14 protein-coding genes are annotated in these 18405 nt (G+C 34.4%); 3 read left to right on the forward strand and 11 right to left on the reverse strand.

Annotation, left to right across the window (positions count from 1 at the left end; genetic code table 11):
* Window positions 1-185 precede the first annotated feature (185 nt).
* A complete protein-coding gene (locus ACQKOF_RS11110) occupies window positions 186-1091 on the reverse strand; it encodes a LysM peptidoglycan-binding domain-containing protein (RefSeq protein ID WP_427556694.1) in 906 nt (301 codons plus the stop codon).
* Window positions 1092-1339: 248 nt separating this feature from the next.
* On the opposite strand from ACQKOF_RS11110, the gene brnQ reads away from it, so the two are divergent.
* Window positions 1340-2659: a branched-chain amino acid transport system II carrier protein gene (brnQ, locus tag ACQKOF_RS11115; RefSeq protein ID WP_427556697.1), complete on the forward strand. Its 1320-nt coding sequence runs from the start codon at window positions 1340-1342 to the stop codon at window positions 2657-2659.
* 221 nt (window positions 2660-2880) lie between these two features.
* Window positions 2881-4266 carry a S41 family peptidase gene (locus tag ACQKOF_RS11120; protein WP_427556700.1) on the forward strand — a complete coding sequence of 462 codons (1386 nt, stop codon included), beginning with the start codon at window positions 2881-2883 and terminating at the stop codon, window positions 4264-4266.
* Window positions 4267-4276: 10 nt separating this feature from the next.
* On the opposite strand, the gene ACQKOF_RS11125 is transcribed toward ACQKOF_RS11120, so the two are convergent.
* The 10 genes from ACQKOF_RS11125 to ACQKOF_RS11170 form a co-directional block, all read right to left on the reverse strand.
* A complete protein-coding gene (locus tag ACQKOF_RS11125; protein WP_427556703.1) occupies window positions 4277-4921 on the reverse strand; it encodes a TetR/AcrR family transcriptional regulator in 645 nt (214 codons plus the stop codon).
* Window positions 4922-5234: 313 nt separating this feature from the next.
* Window positions 5235-5465: a hypothetical protein gene (locus ACQKOF_RS11130; RefSeq protein WP_427556706.1), complete on the reverse strand. Its 231-nt coding sequence runs from the start codon at window positions 5463-5465 to the stop codon at window positions 5235-5237.
* A 48-nt stretch (window positions 5466-5513) separates the two neighbouring features.
* Complete coding sequence (locus tag ACQKOF_RS11135; protein ID WP_427556709.1) at window positions 5514-6047, reverse strand: peroxiredoxin family protein; 534 nt, start codon at window positions 6045-6047, stop codon at window positions 5514-5516.
* Window positions 6048-6069: 22 nt separating this feature from the next.
* Window positions 6070-6654, reverse strand: a complete 585-nt coding sequence (locus tag ACQKOF_RS11140) for a MauE/DoxX family redox-associated membrane protein (protein ID WP_427556712.1) — start codon at window positions 6652-6654, stop codon at window positions 6070-6072.
* On the reverse strand, window positions 6651-8462 hold the full coding sequence (locus tag ACQKOF_RS11145; RefSeq protein ID WP_427556714.1) for an ABC transporter ATP-binding protein: 1812 nt from the start codon (window positions 8460-8462) through the stop codon (window positions 6651-6653). The genes ACQKOF_RS11140 and ACQKOF_RS11145 overlap by 4 nt, the downstream gene beginning before the upstream one ends.
* Entirely contained in the window at window positions 8452-8997 is a 546-nt protein-coding gene (locus ACQKOF_RS11150) for a TlpA family protein disulfide reductase (RefSeq protein WP_427556716.1), read from the reverse strand. Before ACQKOF_RS11150 ends, ACQKOF_RS11145 begins: the two co-directional genes overlap by 11 nt.
* A gap of 625 nt (window positions 8998-9622) precedes the next feature.
* Complete coding sequence (gene murJ / locus ACQKOF_RS11155) at window positions 9623-11161, reverse strand: murein biosynthesis integral membrane protein MurJ (protein WP_427556718.1); 1539 nt, start codon at window positions 11159-11161, stop codon at window positions 9623-9625.
* The gene (locus ACQKOF_RS11160; protein WP_427556720.1) at window positions 11158-12258 is read right to left on the reverse strand and encodes a glycosyltransferase; all 1101 of its coding nucleotides are present in this window, start codon (window positions 12256-12258) and stop codon (window positions 11158-11160) included. Before ACQKOF_RS11160 ends, murJ begins: the two co-directional genes overlap by 4 nt.
* A complete protein-coding gene (locus tag ACQKOF_RS11165) occupies window positions 12255-13400 on the reverse strand; it encodes a polysaccharide pyruvyl transferase family protein (RefSeq protein ID WP_427556723.1) in 1146 nt (381 codons plus the stop codon). The genes ACQKOF_RS11160 and ACQKOF_RS11165 overlap by 4 nt, the downstream gene beginning before the upstream one ends.
* 386 nt (window positions 13401-13786) lie before the next feature.
* Complete coding sequence (locus tag ACQKOF_RS11170) at window positions 13787-16048, reverse strand: S-layer homology domain-containing protein (protein WP_427556725.1); 2262 nt, start codon at window positions 16046-16048, stop codon at window positions 13787-13789.
* 238 nt (window positions 16049-16286) lie between these two features.
* On the opposite strand from ACQKOF_RS11170, the gene ACQKOF_RS11175 reads away from it, so the two are divergent.
* Window positions 16287-18305 carry an S-layer homology domain-containing protein gene (locus ACQKOF_RS11175; protein ID WP_427556727.1) on the forward strand — a complete coding sequence of 673 codons (2019 nt, stop codon included), beginning with the start codon at window positions 16287-16289 and terminating at the stop codon, window positions 18303-18305.
* Window positions 18306-18405 lie beyond the last annotated feature (100 nt).

Below are 18405 nucleotides of genomic sequence, written 5' to 3' on the forward strand. Positions count from 1 at the left end.
CTGACACTTTTATCAGCGATGTTCGGCGCCCTATCAGCGATTCTGACACTTTTATCAGCGATGTTCGCCGTCTTATCAGCGATGCTCAACCTTTTATCAGCGAAACTATCGCCTTCCCCCGAGCGATTTTATCTAAACTCCATGAAAAAAGCGATTTCTGCGTATATGCAAAAATCGCTTTTACTTTATTTGATAGCGTCGAATCGTTTATAAGCTACTAATCTTGTAGACCAGTAAGAGTATGTAACGTCCGAAATTTCAACACCGTCTGATCCTGCATGGATAAATTTATTGTTACCTATATAAATACCCATATGAGATATTCCATCTTTATACGTATTTTGGAAAAATACTAAATCTCCCGCTATCGGATTTTTAACTTGTGTTGTATTACCGTAGAAATATCCTTCGCTACTGTCTCTGCCAATTTTTAAACCACCTTGGTTAAAGGCGTAGTAAATCAGGCCACTGCAATCTAGACCTTCAGATGTGTTGCCACCGTAGAGATATGGTGTTCCTACTAATGAATTAGCTACGTCTACTGTTTTCTTATAAACAGCTTGTCCATTCGCTGTGGGATCTTTAGATGTTACTGATGATGTTCCCGCATCTGCAGATCCGTTATTATGTACTGTGTCACTCTCGGGTACTGAAGCTACTGGAGATAATTTTAACACCTGTCCAATGAAAATATTATCTGTCGTAAGTCCGTTCCAGTCTTTAATTTCCTTTATTGTCACATTATATTGCTTAGCGATTTTGGATAATGAATCGCCTTTAACTACTGTATGTGAAACAGTTGTGGGCTTTGATGGTGTTGTCGGTTTTGTTGTTGATGGATTTGAAGGTTTTACCGCATCATTAGTAGCTTGTTTTGAAACTTCAAGCTTTTGCGCGACGTAAATCATATCATTCGTTAAATTGTTCCACCTTTTTATGTCTTGTACTGTTATTTTATTGTTTTGAGCGATTTTAGTTAAAGTATCTCCTTTTTGTACGGTATATGTAGCTGCTTCTGCGGTCTGTAGTGCTAAAAATGAAGTAGCTATAGTGCTTAAAGCAAGGATTCTCAATTTTTTTGTCTTTTTCATACCAAATTACCTCCGTTCGTGCTAAAATATTTCCTTGTGTGTCTATCATACTAGTTATTTTAGAAATCAGATATCGGAAAAACTGACTATTTTTCAAACAATTTATGAATCTTACTGATTCCGACAAATTCTTACAAATTGTTAAAGAATATTAATTGCAAGATTAGTATTCATATGATAACATACACTTCTGTATTTAAAATTTTTAGAAAGTTTTATCTTTTCAATCTTAAAGGAGTTTTATTTTTATGAAAAACATCTTGCTTTTCATCAAGGAAAATTTGGCAGTAGGTTTACTATTATTTGCCTTATTTTTAGGTGCTGGAAATATTATCTTCCCCCCATTATTAGGTCAACAAGCTGGTGAACATATAACAACAGCCATGATTGGTTTCTTAATAACAGGTGTCGGATTACCACTATTAGCAATCGTTGCTATTGCGAAAGCAGGTGGCGATCTACAATTACTTGCTAATCGTGTCAGCCCTATCTTTGGTGTTATTTTTACATCAATCGTTTATTTAGCGATTGGACCATTTTTTGCAGTGCCGCGTACAGGCTCTGTATCCTATGAAATTGGGATTGCCCCATTACTCCCTGAGGCAGCAACTCATCATTGGGCACCACTTTTCATTACTTCTGTAGTATTTTTTGCCTTTATACTATTCTTAGCTATTAACCCTTCAAAGCTTGTCGATCGCGTTGGGAAAATTTTAACGCCTGCTCTATTGGCCGTTATTTTACTACTAGCGATTAAAAGCTTTATTTCCCCAATGGGTGAACCAGGGACAGCTATAGGAAAATACACTAAGTCACCGTTGACTGAAGGCTTTGTTCAAGGCTACTTAACAATGGATGTACTAAGTGCACTCGTTTTCGGAATCGTTATTTTGCAAGCATTGCGCGACATGGGTATGTCAGATACTAAAAAGCAAGTCAAAACGACAATTTTCGCGGGAATTGTTGCCGCTCTTGGCTTATCATTTGTCTATATCTCACTTGGACAAATTGGTAACACTAGTATTGATGCAATTGGTACTTTTGATAATGGTGGTACTATTATTGCGAAGTCAGCTGAAGTTCTTTTTGGTAAACTTGGAAGTATCATATTAGCTGCCACAATTTTACTAGCTTGTATATCTACTGCTGTAGGTTTACTGACTGCCAATGCTCAATATTTCCATAAACTATTTCCTAAAGTTTCGTATAAAACGTTTTTAGTAATTTTCACAATTTTCAGTGCAGCAATTACAAATGTAGGTCTTGAAACAATTATTAGTGCATCACTACCTGTATTATTAATCATCTATCCGCTAGCGATGGTGTTAATGGTTCTGTCGCTTTTCGATAACTTCTTTAAAGGTGGACAAATTGTTTACATTTTAGCATTAATTCCTACATTCTTTGTTAGTCTGAATGATGGTTTAAAGGAAATGAAGATTACAATTGCACCATATGTGAACATTTTAAAAGCTTTACCATTATACGAGCAAAGTCTGGCATGGCTTGTCCCTGCAATAATCGGCGCGCTTATCGGCTTGGTCATTCATAAGCTCACAAAAAAATAAAAGAGACTTATCAAATTTCTTCATCTAACTTGAATCTGCTTGCTTTTTGCGAATAAGCCTCAAGCTTCTTTTAGACAATGACTGTCTATGAATCTTGCATAAACTTACTTTCTCGCAAAAGGCTAGCAGATTCATTTTTTTGTAGGTAATCCCCTCCTTTTCCTATTCACGGTTATATGGAAATTCATGTATAATAAAGGTATCTAGAAAAGAGGTGTCCCATGAAAAAAGTATTGTGGTCTTTCGTATTCGTTCTAAGCTTTTTCATCTTTCCATTTACAAACGCTTCTGCTGCAAGCAATGATCAACAGCTTGTAAAGGAAATCAAGGCAATTATAGAGGTAAATTATGTTGGAACCATCCATGGTAATTTGCAGAAAGCTAAAACAATTCCTGAAATCATTGATATGCTAGACCCTTATTCCACATATTTTACGAAAAAGGAATTTGAGGAATTTATAAATAGCATCGATCTATCAACAATTGGGATTGGTGTAATCATCGAAGAACATGAAGATGGCATTCATATTTTACAAGTGTTTGAGAATAGTGGTGCATCTAATGCCGGTGTAGTTGCTGGAGACATTATTATTGCCATTAACGGGCAAACCGTAGTAGGAAGCTCTACACAAGAAGCCTCATCCTTATTAGTTGGTGATGAAGATACTAAAATAGAAGTGACCCTCAAACATGCAGATGGTACAACTTCTACTACAACCATTACACGAAAAAAATTCACATTACCGAATGTGGAATCTGCATTACTGTTTGGGGATGTTGGATATATTGCTATGTCATCCTTCTCAGAAGACGGTGCAAAGCTTGTCAAGGATGCACTTATTCAATTAAAACAGCGTGGTGCAACCTCTTTTATATTTGATTTACAAAACAATGGTGGCGGCTATGTGTCAACAGCTGAGGAGATTGCAGGGCTATTCCCGAACGCAAAAATTGCGTATTTACTACAAGAAGCACATGCCTCTTATAAAATACGTGCAGTCAATCAAAACGAAAAATTCCCAGCTGATACACGTATTCTCGTAAATCGCTATAGTGCTAGCGCCTCTGAAATGTTATCAGCAACATTACAAGATCAGCAATCTGCTATTTTATATGGAGAAACTACGTATGGAAAAGGCTGTATGCAAGGCTTTTTTGAATTGCAAGATGGTAGCTATTTAAAGCTTACTATCGGTAATTTTACAGGTCCTTTAGGGAAAACGATTAATGAGGTTGGGGTAAAACCGAACGTCCAAACAAAAACTGCACCTATTTTCCAGGCACATTATGATGCAATTAAAGCACAATATACAAATTATAAAGAGCTTGCAAGCTTAAAAAATGTACCAACTTCTAAAACGTTTACCGTGAAATTCTCACAAGCACTCTCTTCGCAGATTGCTAAAGGCAGTGTACAGCTTGTCGCTTTAGGCGGTAACGAAGTACCAATTACTGCAAAAGTCGATGGAAGTTCATTACTTGTTACTCCATCAAAACCGTTAAACAGTGGGCAAGAGTATATGCTTCTTGTTCATCCATCTATTCAAAAAGAATCAGGCAATAAGCTTCAAAAAGGCGCGTATCTTCATATTACAGTTAAAAAATAACAAATTCCTCTCACCTTAAATGGTGAGAGGAATTTGTTATTTTTTTTTCGGCCTGAGAAATATTTGTATTTACTTCTCTAAAAAAGTATAAATGGACTAAGTCGCTTGCTAACTCGCATGGCTGTTTTTTTTGTTCAAGTAAATTAGTTAATATTAAACGCTCAAAGGATCCTACAAAACTATCTACAATTATATGAATATCTGTACAAAATGATTGTAATTCATGGGCACAATCATAACGATGTATAAGGTGAGTAAATTGCTGTGTAAGTTGAGATTTAACTACAAGTGACTGCTCAGATTCAAATAGTCCAATTTTTGTTATTTTCGGGTTTTCGATTATGTAAACGAATAACATATGTATTTTTTGTTTTAGCTCTCTAACAAAGCCCTCTAATCCCTTTTCAACCTCTTCTGATTGTTTACTCATAATTTCATTAAATCCACGCTGAAACCGTTCATTCAGATCGTTGTAGAGAGAGTCCTTGCTTTCAAAATATAAATAAAAAGTTGGTTGAGTTACATTAGCGGCTTTTACAATATCACTAATTTTTGTATCGTGATAACCTTTTTCAGAAAATAACTCCAAAGCCTTTTCAAGCAATAATTGTTTACTTCGTTCACCATTTGAATTAACCTTCCTACCTCTTGCCATACTTCCCACCTTATCTAAATTGTAGTAGACATAGTCCTTTAGGCATCACCGAGCAATGCCAATTTATCCATATGTTCATAGAAAATTCCACACTGAATAAAACTAATTATAATACAGCTCCTATTTTTTCACTATAAAATATTATAAATATAACAACCTTTTTGCAGAAAGTACAGCGACAGTAGCTCGCGAGTAGCCTTCCGCTACAATCAGTTAAAAATGGAATAAGCATCTATTTTACTAATTAACACGCCTGAAACATAAATAAAAAAAGTGGGTATCAAATCGTTTCTAAGATACCCACTTTTTCCTATTATTTTAAAAATTTCTTTTTTAGTTTATCACTAAATTCTTTTACTTCTTTCACTCCAAATAATAAGAAGGAGCCTACAAGCACAGCACTAAAAATAACAAGACCTACAATGAACGTTAACCACTTATATTCAAATACTAAATAGTGACTTGAATAATACATTACAATCGTAATGATGATCATCGGTGGCATCGCTCTGAAAAAATGCAACTCTTTGCTAAAGATGCCCATTTTCAAGTCGTACTTCGGTATTGCATTATAATATAAGTGTGTTTATTATTAGGAGTTAATCCCTAAATCTTTCTTTAATTCATCTAACTTATCGTTTGAATATACATTAGAAATAATACCGTTAGGATCTATGAGAAAGATTGTAGGAACATCATAAACTTCATAATTAATAAGAATAGAATTAGAACGAACTAAATAGGTATAATCATTGTTTGGATAAGTTATATTTTTCTCTTCTACCTCTTCTGGCGCAACGATAATCAAACGCATAGATGTTGTGTTTTGTATAACCTTAATTAAGGCTGCCAAAGTTGCTTTACATACATTACAAGTGTCCTTTGCAAAAAATAATATTGTATTTTTATTATTATAATCACTCAATTTTACCAATTGGCCATCTTCACTTACTTCCCTAAACAATGGAGCCCTAGTTCCAACTGATACTATTCTAGAATTAGCTTTTTCTAATTTAAAACGATTTAAAAAATGGGTAATTGATTTTGTTAATAAAAAGATAACTATTGTCTGTAAAATAATAAATACCCATAATAATATATTTGAATACATTAGAATATTACTCATAAAAATCAATCCTTTTAATGATTTACAAATCTTTAAATGATAAGATAATACGTTTAAAGAGTTTTCTTATATTAATAATTTCTTTAGCAATAAGTACTATGATAATAGCTTGTAAAGTAACGAAAATGGTTTCCCAGGCTTTATATCCAAATACTTCTAATGATTTGTTTCTAAAGATAATGGCATCAATAGAAAAAAGTAATTCTTTGTTTAAAGAAACTAGAATACATATTGAAACTAAAATAATATTACGTATTACAAGCTTCCAAGAAAGATTATGATTCCCTAATACACCACCACATCCACAAGATATTTCTTTGCGTCCGCGCATTATGTTTATCACTATTGCCATTGTGTAGATTAATAATAAACCTCCAGCAATTAATCCACTTAAAAACTGAAATAATCCTAATAAAAGCAGAATGCCTAGACAAAATTCTACTAGCACATCTAATTTACCTACTACACTTGACCAGCTAGGAGGTAAAACTTTGTAGTTTTCAATTATTCCGATATGTTTATCTAAGGTATTATATTTAGAAATGGAGCTACTAAAAAAAATTATAGCCATGCATATCCGAATAAATAACTCAAACTCTGAATTCATACAAGTACCTCTTCTGTTTTTTTACTAAAATCATCATTATGCCATTCTGTCTGTTTAGTATACATGTTTGCATATAGTCGATTTAAACTCATTAATTCCTCATGGGTCCCAGCTTCGACAACAGCCCCTTTATCTAATACTAAGATACGGTCTGCTAACCTTGTAGATGCCATTCTATGTGAAATAAATATAGTTGTTTTATCCTTTGAAATCTCATTAAATTTCTTAAATATATTTATCTCTGTAATTGGATCTAATGCAGCTGAAGGCTCGTCCAAAATTAGAATTTCACTATCCTTAAATATAGCTCTTGATATTGCAATTTTCTGCCATTGGCCACCAGATAAATCTACTCCATCCCCTAGAATACGGCCTAACATAGTTTCATATCCCTTATTCAAATTACAAATAAAATCATGTGCCTCAGCTAATTTCGATGCATTTTCTATTTGATTCCTATCATTCATATTTACTGGTGAACTGATCCCTATATTCTCTTGTGCAGTAAAATTATATTTAGTAAAATCTTGGAAAATAATAGTTATTTTATCAGATAATTGTTCGGGTTTTACATACTTTATATCAATATCATCATATAATATGCGTCCTCTAGTAGGGGAGTATAAACCTGTGAGACATTTTATCAGAGTAGTTTTTCCTGACCCATTCTCACCGACTATTGCAATTTTTTCACCTGGTTTAATATTAAATGTTACATCTTTTATTATTTCATTATTGTTATTTGGGTAACTAAATGAAACGTTTTCCAATTTAATTCCTTTTACTAAATTAGAAGGTAATAAAAGGTTTTTTTCAAAACTATTATCCTCAATTTCAGACTCAATAAAGTTGTAATAATCATCAATATATAAAGAATTTTCATAAATATTAGCGAGTTCAATAGCTATATTATTAATAGAGTTCTGAGTAGTATGCACAGCTTCTCCAATAACAACAAATTCTCCAATTTGAATCTTTGTTTTTTGAATTAGCCATATGATTATCATAGCTGCCCCTCCATAAAACAATGCAGCAACACCATCTAATGTGATATATGATATATGTTCTTTCTTAGCTAATGCTAAATTGGCTTTATTACTTATTTGAAATTTTTCAGACCATCTATTCAGTAAATAATCTTGCAACCTGAATGCACGAACTTCTTTGGCAGTTTCACGAACTTTTAATAGGCCCGAAACATAAGTGGCTTCACGTGATTCAGGAGTAAGGTTGTACAGTAACCAAAATCTTCTACTACCAAATCTTGCATGTACTATAAACATGGGAATAGCAACTATTAGGCTAAATAACACTAATGACCAATGTATACTAAAAAGAAATACTAACATAGAAATAAAGGTAATAAATGTCTTTATAATTTGTAACATTGACTTAAATGGTGTTAAAAAATTGCTACCACTTCCCTCTATTCTTGCCAGATGATTATAAAATTTATGATTATCGAAGCATACTAAAGGAACAGAAGCAGACTTTTGTAAGACTTTGAACTGTAATTGATAATCTAATTTGATTTCAAATTTTTTATCTATGTAGTTCTGAATATTTTGTACAATAGTACTGGTAAGGGCGACTACTAATTGTAATAATAACAATATAATCGGAATGGTAAATGTGAGATTAGGGTTAGCTATTATTCTAGCTATAGAATTTACTAATTCTTTCGTTATAAAGAGTGCTATAGCAGGAATAATACCTAGAAAAACATTTGTAAACAGAGAAACAAAAAACCAAAATTTACCTATTTTTAAAATGAAATAAAGCGCTTTTTTTATATTTTTATACTTCATTTGTATCACCGTGTGTTTTTAACATTTGAATCATAAAATAGTCTAATTTCTTAATTAATACGGTGACAAGAGAGATTATTCCTTCTTTATTAACTATAATAAAAGTAGGGAATTGTGTAATATTCATTATTTCAGTAACTTCCCTAGAATAAGGGAGGATAGTTACTAAATCCTTATACTTTTCTCTAAAATTAGAGCTCTCTTTATTATCTTCAGAAGGCATCATTACTACATAAATTTCCGTATTATATAATTTATTTGCTTCTATCAACTCCTCTATTGCAGAATGACAACTTGCACAAGATGGTGAGGCAAATTGTATTATCACATCTTTTTTGACGATGTCCCAATTGCCTGGACCAACTTCATGTATACTTTCTCCAATTAATGGATGACTATTTTGTAAATCCCGCTTTATCTCTTTTGGTAAATAAGCAATCTCTTTATTAAGTGAAATTAATTGTTTATATGTAACAATTAGTATAGTAATGAAAACAATAAATAAGAATATTAAAATCATTTCCAATTCATCCACATCCAAATCATCTTAAGGCATAATTTAACTAAAAAAGAAAAACACCCATAATCCTTAATTTAATAAACTAATAGGGTTATGAGTGCTTTTTTAGATTAGGTTGTAATTACAATCTTCAAAAATAAAAAACATATAACTAATTCAGCTAAGTCTATTCTATGTAATTAACCATATCGTAAATCTAAAAGTCTAGTTATGACAGCAACCTAGCATTTTAGTTTCAGTACCAGTACTGTCTTGACAAATCAATAAATGGGTATTCTTATCTCGGGGCTGAAGATTACATGCAAAATTAACTTCCCATTTACAAGTCTTATAACAATATAAATCCTGGCCTTTTACTCCAATACTGCTCATAAATTTTTTCAACATATTAACATTTCCTCCTTAAATTTGATACAACTTTAGTTTAAGATATATTTCATAAAATGTAAAAAGTTGTAATGAGAAAAAATAACAATTATTCAATTACAAATTAAATAGTAGTAATATTTCGATACAGGGCTTCATACAGCTTTAATTTTTTATAGAAATACTTTAGCAAATGAATGGAGTTTTACATAAAAAAAACAAAATGATAAAAAAGTGAGTATCTTTAACAATATAAAGATACTCACTTCTAAAATTATTTTAAAAACTTCCGTTTTAGCTTATCGCTTAATTCTTTTACTTCCTTAACACCAAAAATTAAATAGGAGCCGACAACGACTGCACTAAAAATAGCAAGTCCTACAATAAATGTTATCCATCTATTCTCAAATATTAAAAACTTGCTTGAAAAATACAAAACAATCGTGATAATGATCATTGGTGGAACTGCTTTGAAAAATTGAAGCTCTTTGCTAAAAATCCCCATTTTCAAGTCATATTTAGAGGCTGCATAAATAATCAGCATAATAAAGTTCGTTACTGAACTCACTAATGTACCCCATGCAATTGCTTCAGCTCCACACTTATCGACAAGCAGCATAATAACGGCAATGTTAACAACGAATACATTTATTAAGCTGAAGATAACAGGTGCCATTGAGTCACCCTTTGCGTAATAAAAGCGCGTTATATACATGTTCGCTGCTAAAAAATACATCGATAAACAGAAGATTGCCAGTACTGGTGTAGTAATTGCAGTTGAAAGCGCATCAAAATTACCTCGTTCATAAACAACCTGTATAAGATTCTCTGAGTAAAAATATGAGTAGATTGTTACAGGATAAAGTAACAACAATAGATAATGTAACCCTTTTGAGTATAAGCTTTTTATGGAAGCATGGTCATTCTCTGCCTCTTTTTGACTCAAAATTGGAAAGATAACAGTCGTTACTGCTGTAATTAAAATTGCTTGTGGAAATTGCATAAGCCTTGAGGCATAGTTTACAGAAGCAACTGCCCCATCAGATAACATTCCTGCAAATACACGCTGTAATAATGCATAAAGTTGAATGGTAGCGCCACCGAGCATAATAGGTAAAATCATTACCCACAATTGCTTTGATGCAGCATTACGTTCAAATGAAAAACCAACCTTATACGAACCCATTTTACGATAGCCGATAATTAAGAAATATACCATTATTACTGCACTGACTAATGCACTGATACCATATCCAATTGCGTCGATACTTGGAATTTTAGATAAAGCTACAGCAATAACTAAAAAGATTGCATTATAAATCAAAATGGCAAAGCTAGACAAATGAAATTTATGATTTGCGTTTAGCAATCCACTATACCATGAGGATAATACGAGTAAGATTGACGAAGGCATCATCCAATAATACAGATTTTTAGCTAAATCTAAATCACTTTGACTTAATTTGCCCTTCTCGGCTTTAGCTTGATTAAACATGTCCATAATTGGATTAGTGAATGCTAACATTATAATGGTCATTATGGAAACGGTTAACAAAACAATTGTAAAGGACTGTTTGACAAATAGTGCACGGTCCGTTGTTTCCCGATTATAAATAGTGATGACGGCAGTAGTAAATGCACCACCTACGACTAGATATAAAAAATTTGGAATTGTATAAGCTGTGAAAATACTATCAGCAATATGGCTACTGGCATATTGTGAAGCAATAATCACTTCGCGTAAGAATCCAAAAACACGAGCTACAATATTAATAATCGCAACTGCCCCGATTACTTTAAAAAAATTTTTCATAAGTCATCCCCACCTTCAATGGCCGACTTATAAATCGCTATACAGCGAGCTGTTATATTTTTTTCATCGTGAATGGCTAATACCTTGTCGACCGCTTCACGATTCATGTATTGTTCTGTTGGCGTGTTCACGGCACGCAGCATCTCCTCAGATAAAACCATAGCGTTTTCGGGCTCCACTAAATGCCCTGCGCCTTCCCCAAGCAAAGATACAAGTCCACCTACACTTGAAGCAATAACAGGTGTGTCTGTCGCTAATGCCTCTAATGCCACTAATCCAAAACCTTCTAAATGGGATGGTAATACAAAGACATCACTTGCTTGGAACCACTTCACTAGTTCTTGTTGTTTTAGTGGATCTATAAATTTGACGTCTTCGCTGATTAATGGTTGCAAGGATTGGAAAAATGCTTGATTCCTTCTAGAACCTACAATATTTAACTCTAAAGGACGAGATACTTTTGTTTTTAGCATTTGGAAAGCCTGTAACAGCTCCTCAACGCCTTTTTGCTTAATAACATTTCCTACAAATAAAAATCTGAATGGCTCAGATGCTAACTGTAGTTCTTTGCACACAGCTTCTTGATTTCCTTTTGTGAAAACCTCACGATTCACACCCATGCTAACGACAGAGATTTTATCGCGTTCAATGCCAAAATCTTGTTCAATTTGTTGAGCTAAGACTGGACCTACTGCGATAATATGTTCACTTTCACGTAAAATACTCGCTGTCCAATTGCGAATTCTTGTGTTCTTCTTCGCCATACGCTCAATATCGCCGCCATGTGCTGTAACGATAAATGGTATACCAAACATTTTCTTTAATAGGAGCGACAGCATACCAGAAGGAAACACATAATGTGCATGTGTGACATCAATAGACTTTCTGTTTTTTAAGGCTTTCATCAATGTCGATAAACCCCATTTTGTATATTTCATAATGGTGTTCTTCTTACCTGTTGCCGGATTAGTATTAACAGATATATCTACGTCTAGTCCTGCCTTTTCAAGTGCAGTGACTTGGTTTTTCACAAAAATACCGAATGATAAATGATCAGATGTTGGATACATATTACTAATGACGAGTATTTTTTTCATAGACGTGTCACTGCCTTTTTCATTAATTCCTGACCATGCATGGCCTCTTTATGAATATGGGTAGCAATTTGTTTCGTCTCCGCAATCGATTGCTCCCAATTGCTACTTAGTTTGCCAACTAATGTGGATAGAGCATTATCATTATCCTCTATATCCTGCATTTGTAAGCAACGATCTGATGCACCCACAAAGGACATAAAATCCTGTACTTTTGTATGATAGGATATCGCAATAATCGGAGTTTCCGAATTTGTTGCCAAAATAAGCGAGTGCAGACGTGTACCGATAATAATATCCTGCTCCTCCGTTACATCAAGTAAGCGCTCCGGCACCAAATTTTCATCAATAATTTCAGTATGTGCACGTTGTTGCATTTTTTTCTGAATATCTTTCGTCACAGTGACGTCCTGCGGGTACTTCGTAGCAAAAAATGTAATTTTGACATTATGCTCAGAAATTACTTGATCTAGATTTTTCGCCATACCTGTAACGTACGCATCATATTTTTCAACATTTCCCTCTGGCCAATAGTTTGCATTATAGTACGGAACCGCTGATACACCTATTTTAACTGGTTTTTCGGCGTAATGTTGACGATCCCCTTTTAATGTAAATGCAGGATCACCAATAATATCTATTGGCTTTTTCACCCCAATACTGTGCAAAAGCTTTTTAGACTGAGGATCACGTACTGAGATATTTGCTGCATAACGACACATCACGCGAATACTAACTTTCCCAGAAAATGTATCAAGTGGTCCAGCACCACATCCGTAAATAATGTAGGGAATATTACTTTGTTTTGCCATCATTGCATACGCTCCATACAGGTGAGCCTCACGTTTATAAAAATCCATTAAAATACCACCACCACCAATGATGAGGAGGTCAAATTGTGCTACATATTGTTTATTATTTTTATAGGTATGGATAAACGTTTTAAATAAATTACTCTTTCTGTAATACAATGGATAGCTATGTACCCCATAACGTTCGGATGTTTGTTGTGTGTTATTACTAAAAACGGTAATGTCATCACTAGTTACCGAAAATGTTTGTTTTACTTGTTGAAGAATGCCGTATAATATTGATTCATCACCATTATTATCATTGCCGTAATTCCCCACAATGCCTATTTTCATTAAAAAACATCCTTTTACTTTTTAATACTGAGATTATACCACAATTGAACATTTTCGTTCTTTTTAAAAATAGTGAAAATAAGATGAGTTTCAAAAGTCACTACTAGTCTTGTATTATAGTGAAAATTGGCTCATTACCATAACATAGGGTTGATTTCCGTTGCGGATAGGTGCTTTCCTGGAGGCATCTGATGAGTCGCTTATCCCTAAGGAGTCGCCCAGCCTTCACGCCAATCAACTTATATGGTTTTAAATAAATATCTATTTACAAGCCATATCACTAACTTCAGCAACTTTTTTTATTTAAAGATAAAAATAGCAAACTAGATGTAAAACTACTAGTTTGCTATTTTTTAAATGCAAAGTTCTTTCTTTAAGGACTGCTATTATGGATTGATTGCTCTATAAAGGAATAATCCAAAATGAGCGCGACTAATCGCTTCATTTGGCTTAAAGGTGTTATCACCATAGCCAGTTGTAATTTTATTTGCAGCTAACTGCTGAACATATGTGTATGCCCAATGATCTTTCGATACATCTTTAAAGTTAATGCTGCTTGTTCCTTTTAGATCATAAGCTAATGCTACAACCTTCGCCATTTGTGCTCTTGTTAAAGTACCATTTGGATCAAAGGTATTGTTGCCTTTACCGCTCATAATACCAGACTCGACTACAGCTGCGATTTGTTTATAATACATGTGATTCGCAGGAATATCTTTAAAGCCTGGATTTTTGACGTTTGATGTATTTAAATCAAGTGCGCGACTAATAATAACTGCTGCATGTGCACGTGTAAGCTTGTCATTTGGTCTAAATGTGCCATCTGCTTGGCCTGTAATGATATTATTTTTTGTTAAATACTCAATTTCTTTATAATACACATAATTATTCGGAATATCTTTAAACAACGCAGCTTTTGCTACAGTAACCGTAGCCTCTTCACGTTTTGTTCCTAAAGTCGCTACTACTTTACCAGTAGCACCCGGATTTTGAGCTGTAAACTTACCATCACTAGTAATGGTACCGATATTACCTTCTACAGACCATTTCACTTGTGATGCATTGTAAACTAGAGGTTTGCCCTCGTCATCCTTAGCATCCATAGTAAATTTGACCGTTTCGCCGGCGCTCACTGTTTTTGATTTCGGTGCAACGTTCATTGTTGCTGGAGCATCTACTACTTTTACTTGGAATGAATCAACAGGTGTGCCATCGTGGTTGATGAAAATGCGATCATTGCCAGCTGTCGTTGAAGTATAGTTCAAGCCGTTAACTTTTAAAGTATTATTCTCAGATGTTAGTGATACACGACCGTCTAATGGTAGCGTATTATAGTTTTCATCTAAAATATATTGTACTGCTATACTAGACGAAGCACCTGCTATAAGAGTTGCATAGTTTGTGCTGTTCGTATATTTAATAGATGCACCTTTGCCAGTTGGTGCCGTACTTACAGCTTGTAATGTTGCGGACACAAGACGTTGCGCATTGCCTGCATTAGATGGTAGGTTCGCTAATACGACATTATTACTACCATAATTTCGAATGCCCATCGTTGTTGAGCCGCCACCATCTAGGTTAATTGCTCGATCAACACCAAGCGACACTAAATAGTTAGCAAGTTGAACCATATTCATACCTGCACTATGTTTTTGTTTTCCATCAACCGTAATAAAGTGTACTGTTTTTCCATTGTTACTTGTCGCTACAACAGTACGTGATGTTACCTCTTTTGCACGTTGACTAGATGTGCTCATCATAATGTAAGGTTTATTATCTTTTACTAAATACGGACCACTTGCCATAATAAATTTTGCATTCTGCCAAAGCTGATCAATAGCGAAGTTAACACTCAGCTCATCTCCAAGTGCAATTTGGCTTAGCTTACTGTGCCAATCCCCACCTTGTAATGATACGACAAAGCCAGTTGATGGGATGGATATTTTTTCTTTTGATCCATATGGTGTAATTTGTGTAACTTTCCCTGTTAATGTTTGACCGAATTTGTTTTCAGTAATCGGAGCACCTGTATCTACTACGATTTCAAAACCATATTCATTCGTATTTGTTGTTTTACTATAAAATTGTGGTGTGTAAACAATCCCCTCATATATATTACGTGCACGATTCATTCCTGACATTTTATAGTCTGTGCCTTTGTGAGAAAGTGTTACATTAAAATCAAAATAGTCAATGACACCACTGCCATCTGCTGCAACCCCGAAAGCTGTAGGGACATTCATATATTCATCGGAGCCGTTTGAAACAGCACCACCGTTTAAAATAACATTATCTTTTGCTAGTAAAAATAATGGGAAACCTGCAGACATATCGAAGAAACTTGCATTAATAGCACCAACTACACGATTCCCCTCGCGTGAATTACGATTAGCATTTGCTACTGTCGATTCTCTGCCATTGACATTCGCGGGCATACCTAATTGTACTTCTGTCGTTTCATCTACATTAATAGCAAGATGATTAATAGAATTTGTATTGGTACTGCTGTATGTATATTGTTTATACTGCACACCATTCGATAATGGATAATCCTTCTTGACCGTTTGGGCTGCATAAGCATTTAACGGACTAACAACCATTGACAATAATACAACTAAAACTAGTAAATTTTTCGCTATTTTTTTCATTTTTTTTGCGCTCCTAAGTAATATAGAGCTCTCAACTCTCCCTTCACATGTCTTTCCTCTATAACACTATCAAAAATATGTCAAAATATCCATGGAACATTTAAGCTATTTTCTAGTTTTATATGAATTGTCAAGAAAACTATTTATATAGTCTCATTTTATGATTTTTCTAACATTTGACCCTTATCGTTACTCTATAACTTTGTTAAAATGATATAGAAGTCTAGGAGGGTAAAATATGAAAAAACTATCAATTATTGCTTTGCTCATGACAGTAATCGGCATGCTTCTTTGGCAACCACAACTGGCATCTGCTGACGAACTAACAGGGCATTCACATGAACAGGGTCTTCGTTATTTAATTTCCAAAGATGCATTAGTAAAAGATGCAAAAGGAAGTTATCGTCCAAATGACAATGTGACACGCGGAGAATTTGCTTCTTATTTAGCTAAAGCCATGAATCTTGAATCGGCAAGCGATATAGTCTTTAAAGATGTCCCAGATACATATGTACATGCAAAGGATATTAAGCTTGCTGCTTCAGCTGGGATTATTACAGGCTACGGAGATGGTTCATTTAAGCCTAATGCCGCTATTTCAAGACAGCATATGGCGGTTATGCTTGAGAGAGCTATCGATTATTTAAACATTCCTAAAGGTACTTCTTCTATTACCTTTAAGGATAATGCAGCTATATTTAAAGACTACCGTCAAGCAGTAGCTATAGGTGCACAACTAGGAATCATTCAAGGCTCTAATGGCAACTTTATGCCTGTAAAAAATGCAACTATTGGACAAGCATCTTCGTTTATTCTACGTTTAATGCAACTTGCTGATGATCCAGATGCTAGTGGCAATTCAAACAGTGGTAACTCAAACGGTGGTAATACTAGCGGTGGTAACTCAAACGGTGGCGATACTAACGGTGGTAACTCAAACGGTGGCGATACTAACGGTGGCGATACAAATACCGGCTCCTCTAAATACGCTATTAAGGAAATTTCAAACGGCGCACTAGTTGGTAATCAAGGTTTCTCTACCTTTGAAGCTGCTGAAAAGGCTGTGACAAAAAACACACAGGTTATCGTTGAAAGTGATAAAATTGTGAAAATGTCTTCAGGCTACGTTGTTACAAACAATTATGTAGCACTAAAATCTGAAACAATAAATGACGCAATTGCAGTTGCAGCTAATACAGAAATGGAATACCTCAGTAGTGATGCAATACAAGTAAAAGTTCGATTAGCTGGTCAAGTCGGCTACTTAAAACATGCTGATGTTTCATTAATCCCATTTTCAATGAGCAAAGGTCGTTCTTACTATTCAAATGAAAATGGTGAAATTAAACATACACTCTACGATTACAATACAAATAAGTATTCTTCTAGCTATGTTTTCGGAAAAGCGCCATCATTTATGAAGCCAGGCGAAAAATACTATAGCTGGAACGGTGTTTATTTCACAAACGGCAATGGCTCCTCTAATGGTGAGGCCTATAACTACTATCAATTTTTACCTGCCCGTGCCCAAACACAATATACGGCACAAGAACTAGATGCTTATATAATGAATAAGCTAGCAGAAGTTGAGAGTACAGGAGTCAGCCTTTATAAAGATGCTACAAAGAAAAGTAAGTTAATAGGTTTAGGGCAAACATTGAAAGATGTGGAAGCAAAATCGCAAATTAACGCAATGCTTGTTTTATCACTTGCTCAGCATGAGAGTGCTTATGGTATGAGTGATCATGCACAAAACTTAAATAACCTATTCGGTTTGTACGTATATGATACGAATCCACTAAACAAAAAGTTTGATAGTGTAGCTGACAATATCAATGAGCTTGTTGATAAATTCCTACAGCCAAACTACATTACTCCAGGGGGTTCACCTGGTAAAAACTTTTCTAACGGTGCAGTAGTTGGTTCAAAAGCTCTTGGCTTTAACGTAAAATACGCTTCTGATCCATTCTGGGGTGCAAAAATCGCAGGACACTATTACCGTGCTGAAAAGGCGTTAGGCTTTAAGGATGCCAATAATCCATACACAATCGGTCTAACAACAACAACCGGCTTAAACGTTCGTACAGGCGCAGCTACTAGCTTTAACCCACTATTCACATATGCACGAAGTGGTATGCCAGTTATCATTACAAGCTCTGCTACAAACGGCTGGTATGAGGTCCTTTCTGATAAACTGTATACAGGAAAAGCTTTCGTGAGCAAAGACTATGTACAAGTAATCAATACAGTAAAATAAAAAAGAGAGGCTGGGACATAACTAAATGGTTCCTTTATAAAGCCGAATAATCTCTAAATTAACAAAACACGATAAATAGAAAAACCGAACTATTCCGAAA

It is taken from the genome of Lysinibacillus sp. NPDC093190 (genome assembly GCF_050280425.1).
Classification (GTDB): domain Bacteria; phylum Bacillota; class Bacilli; order Bacillales_A; family Planococcaceae; genus Lysinibacillus.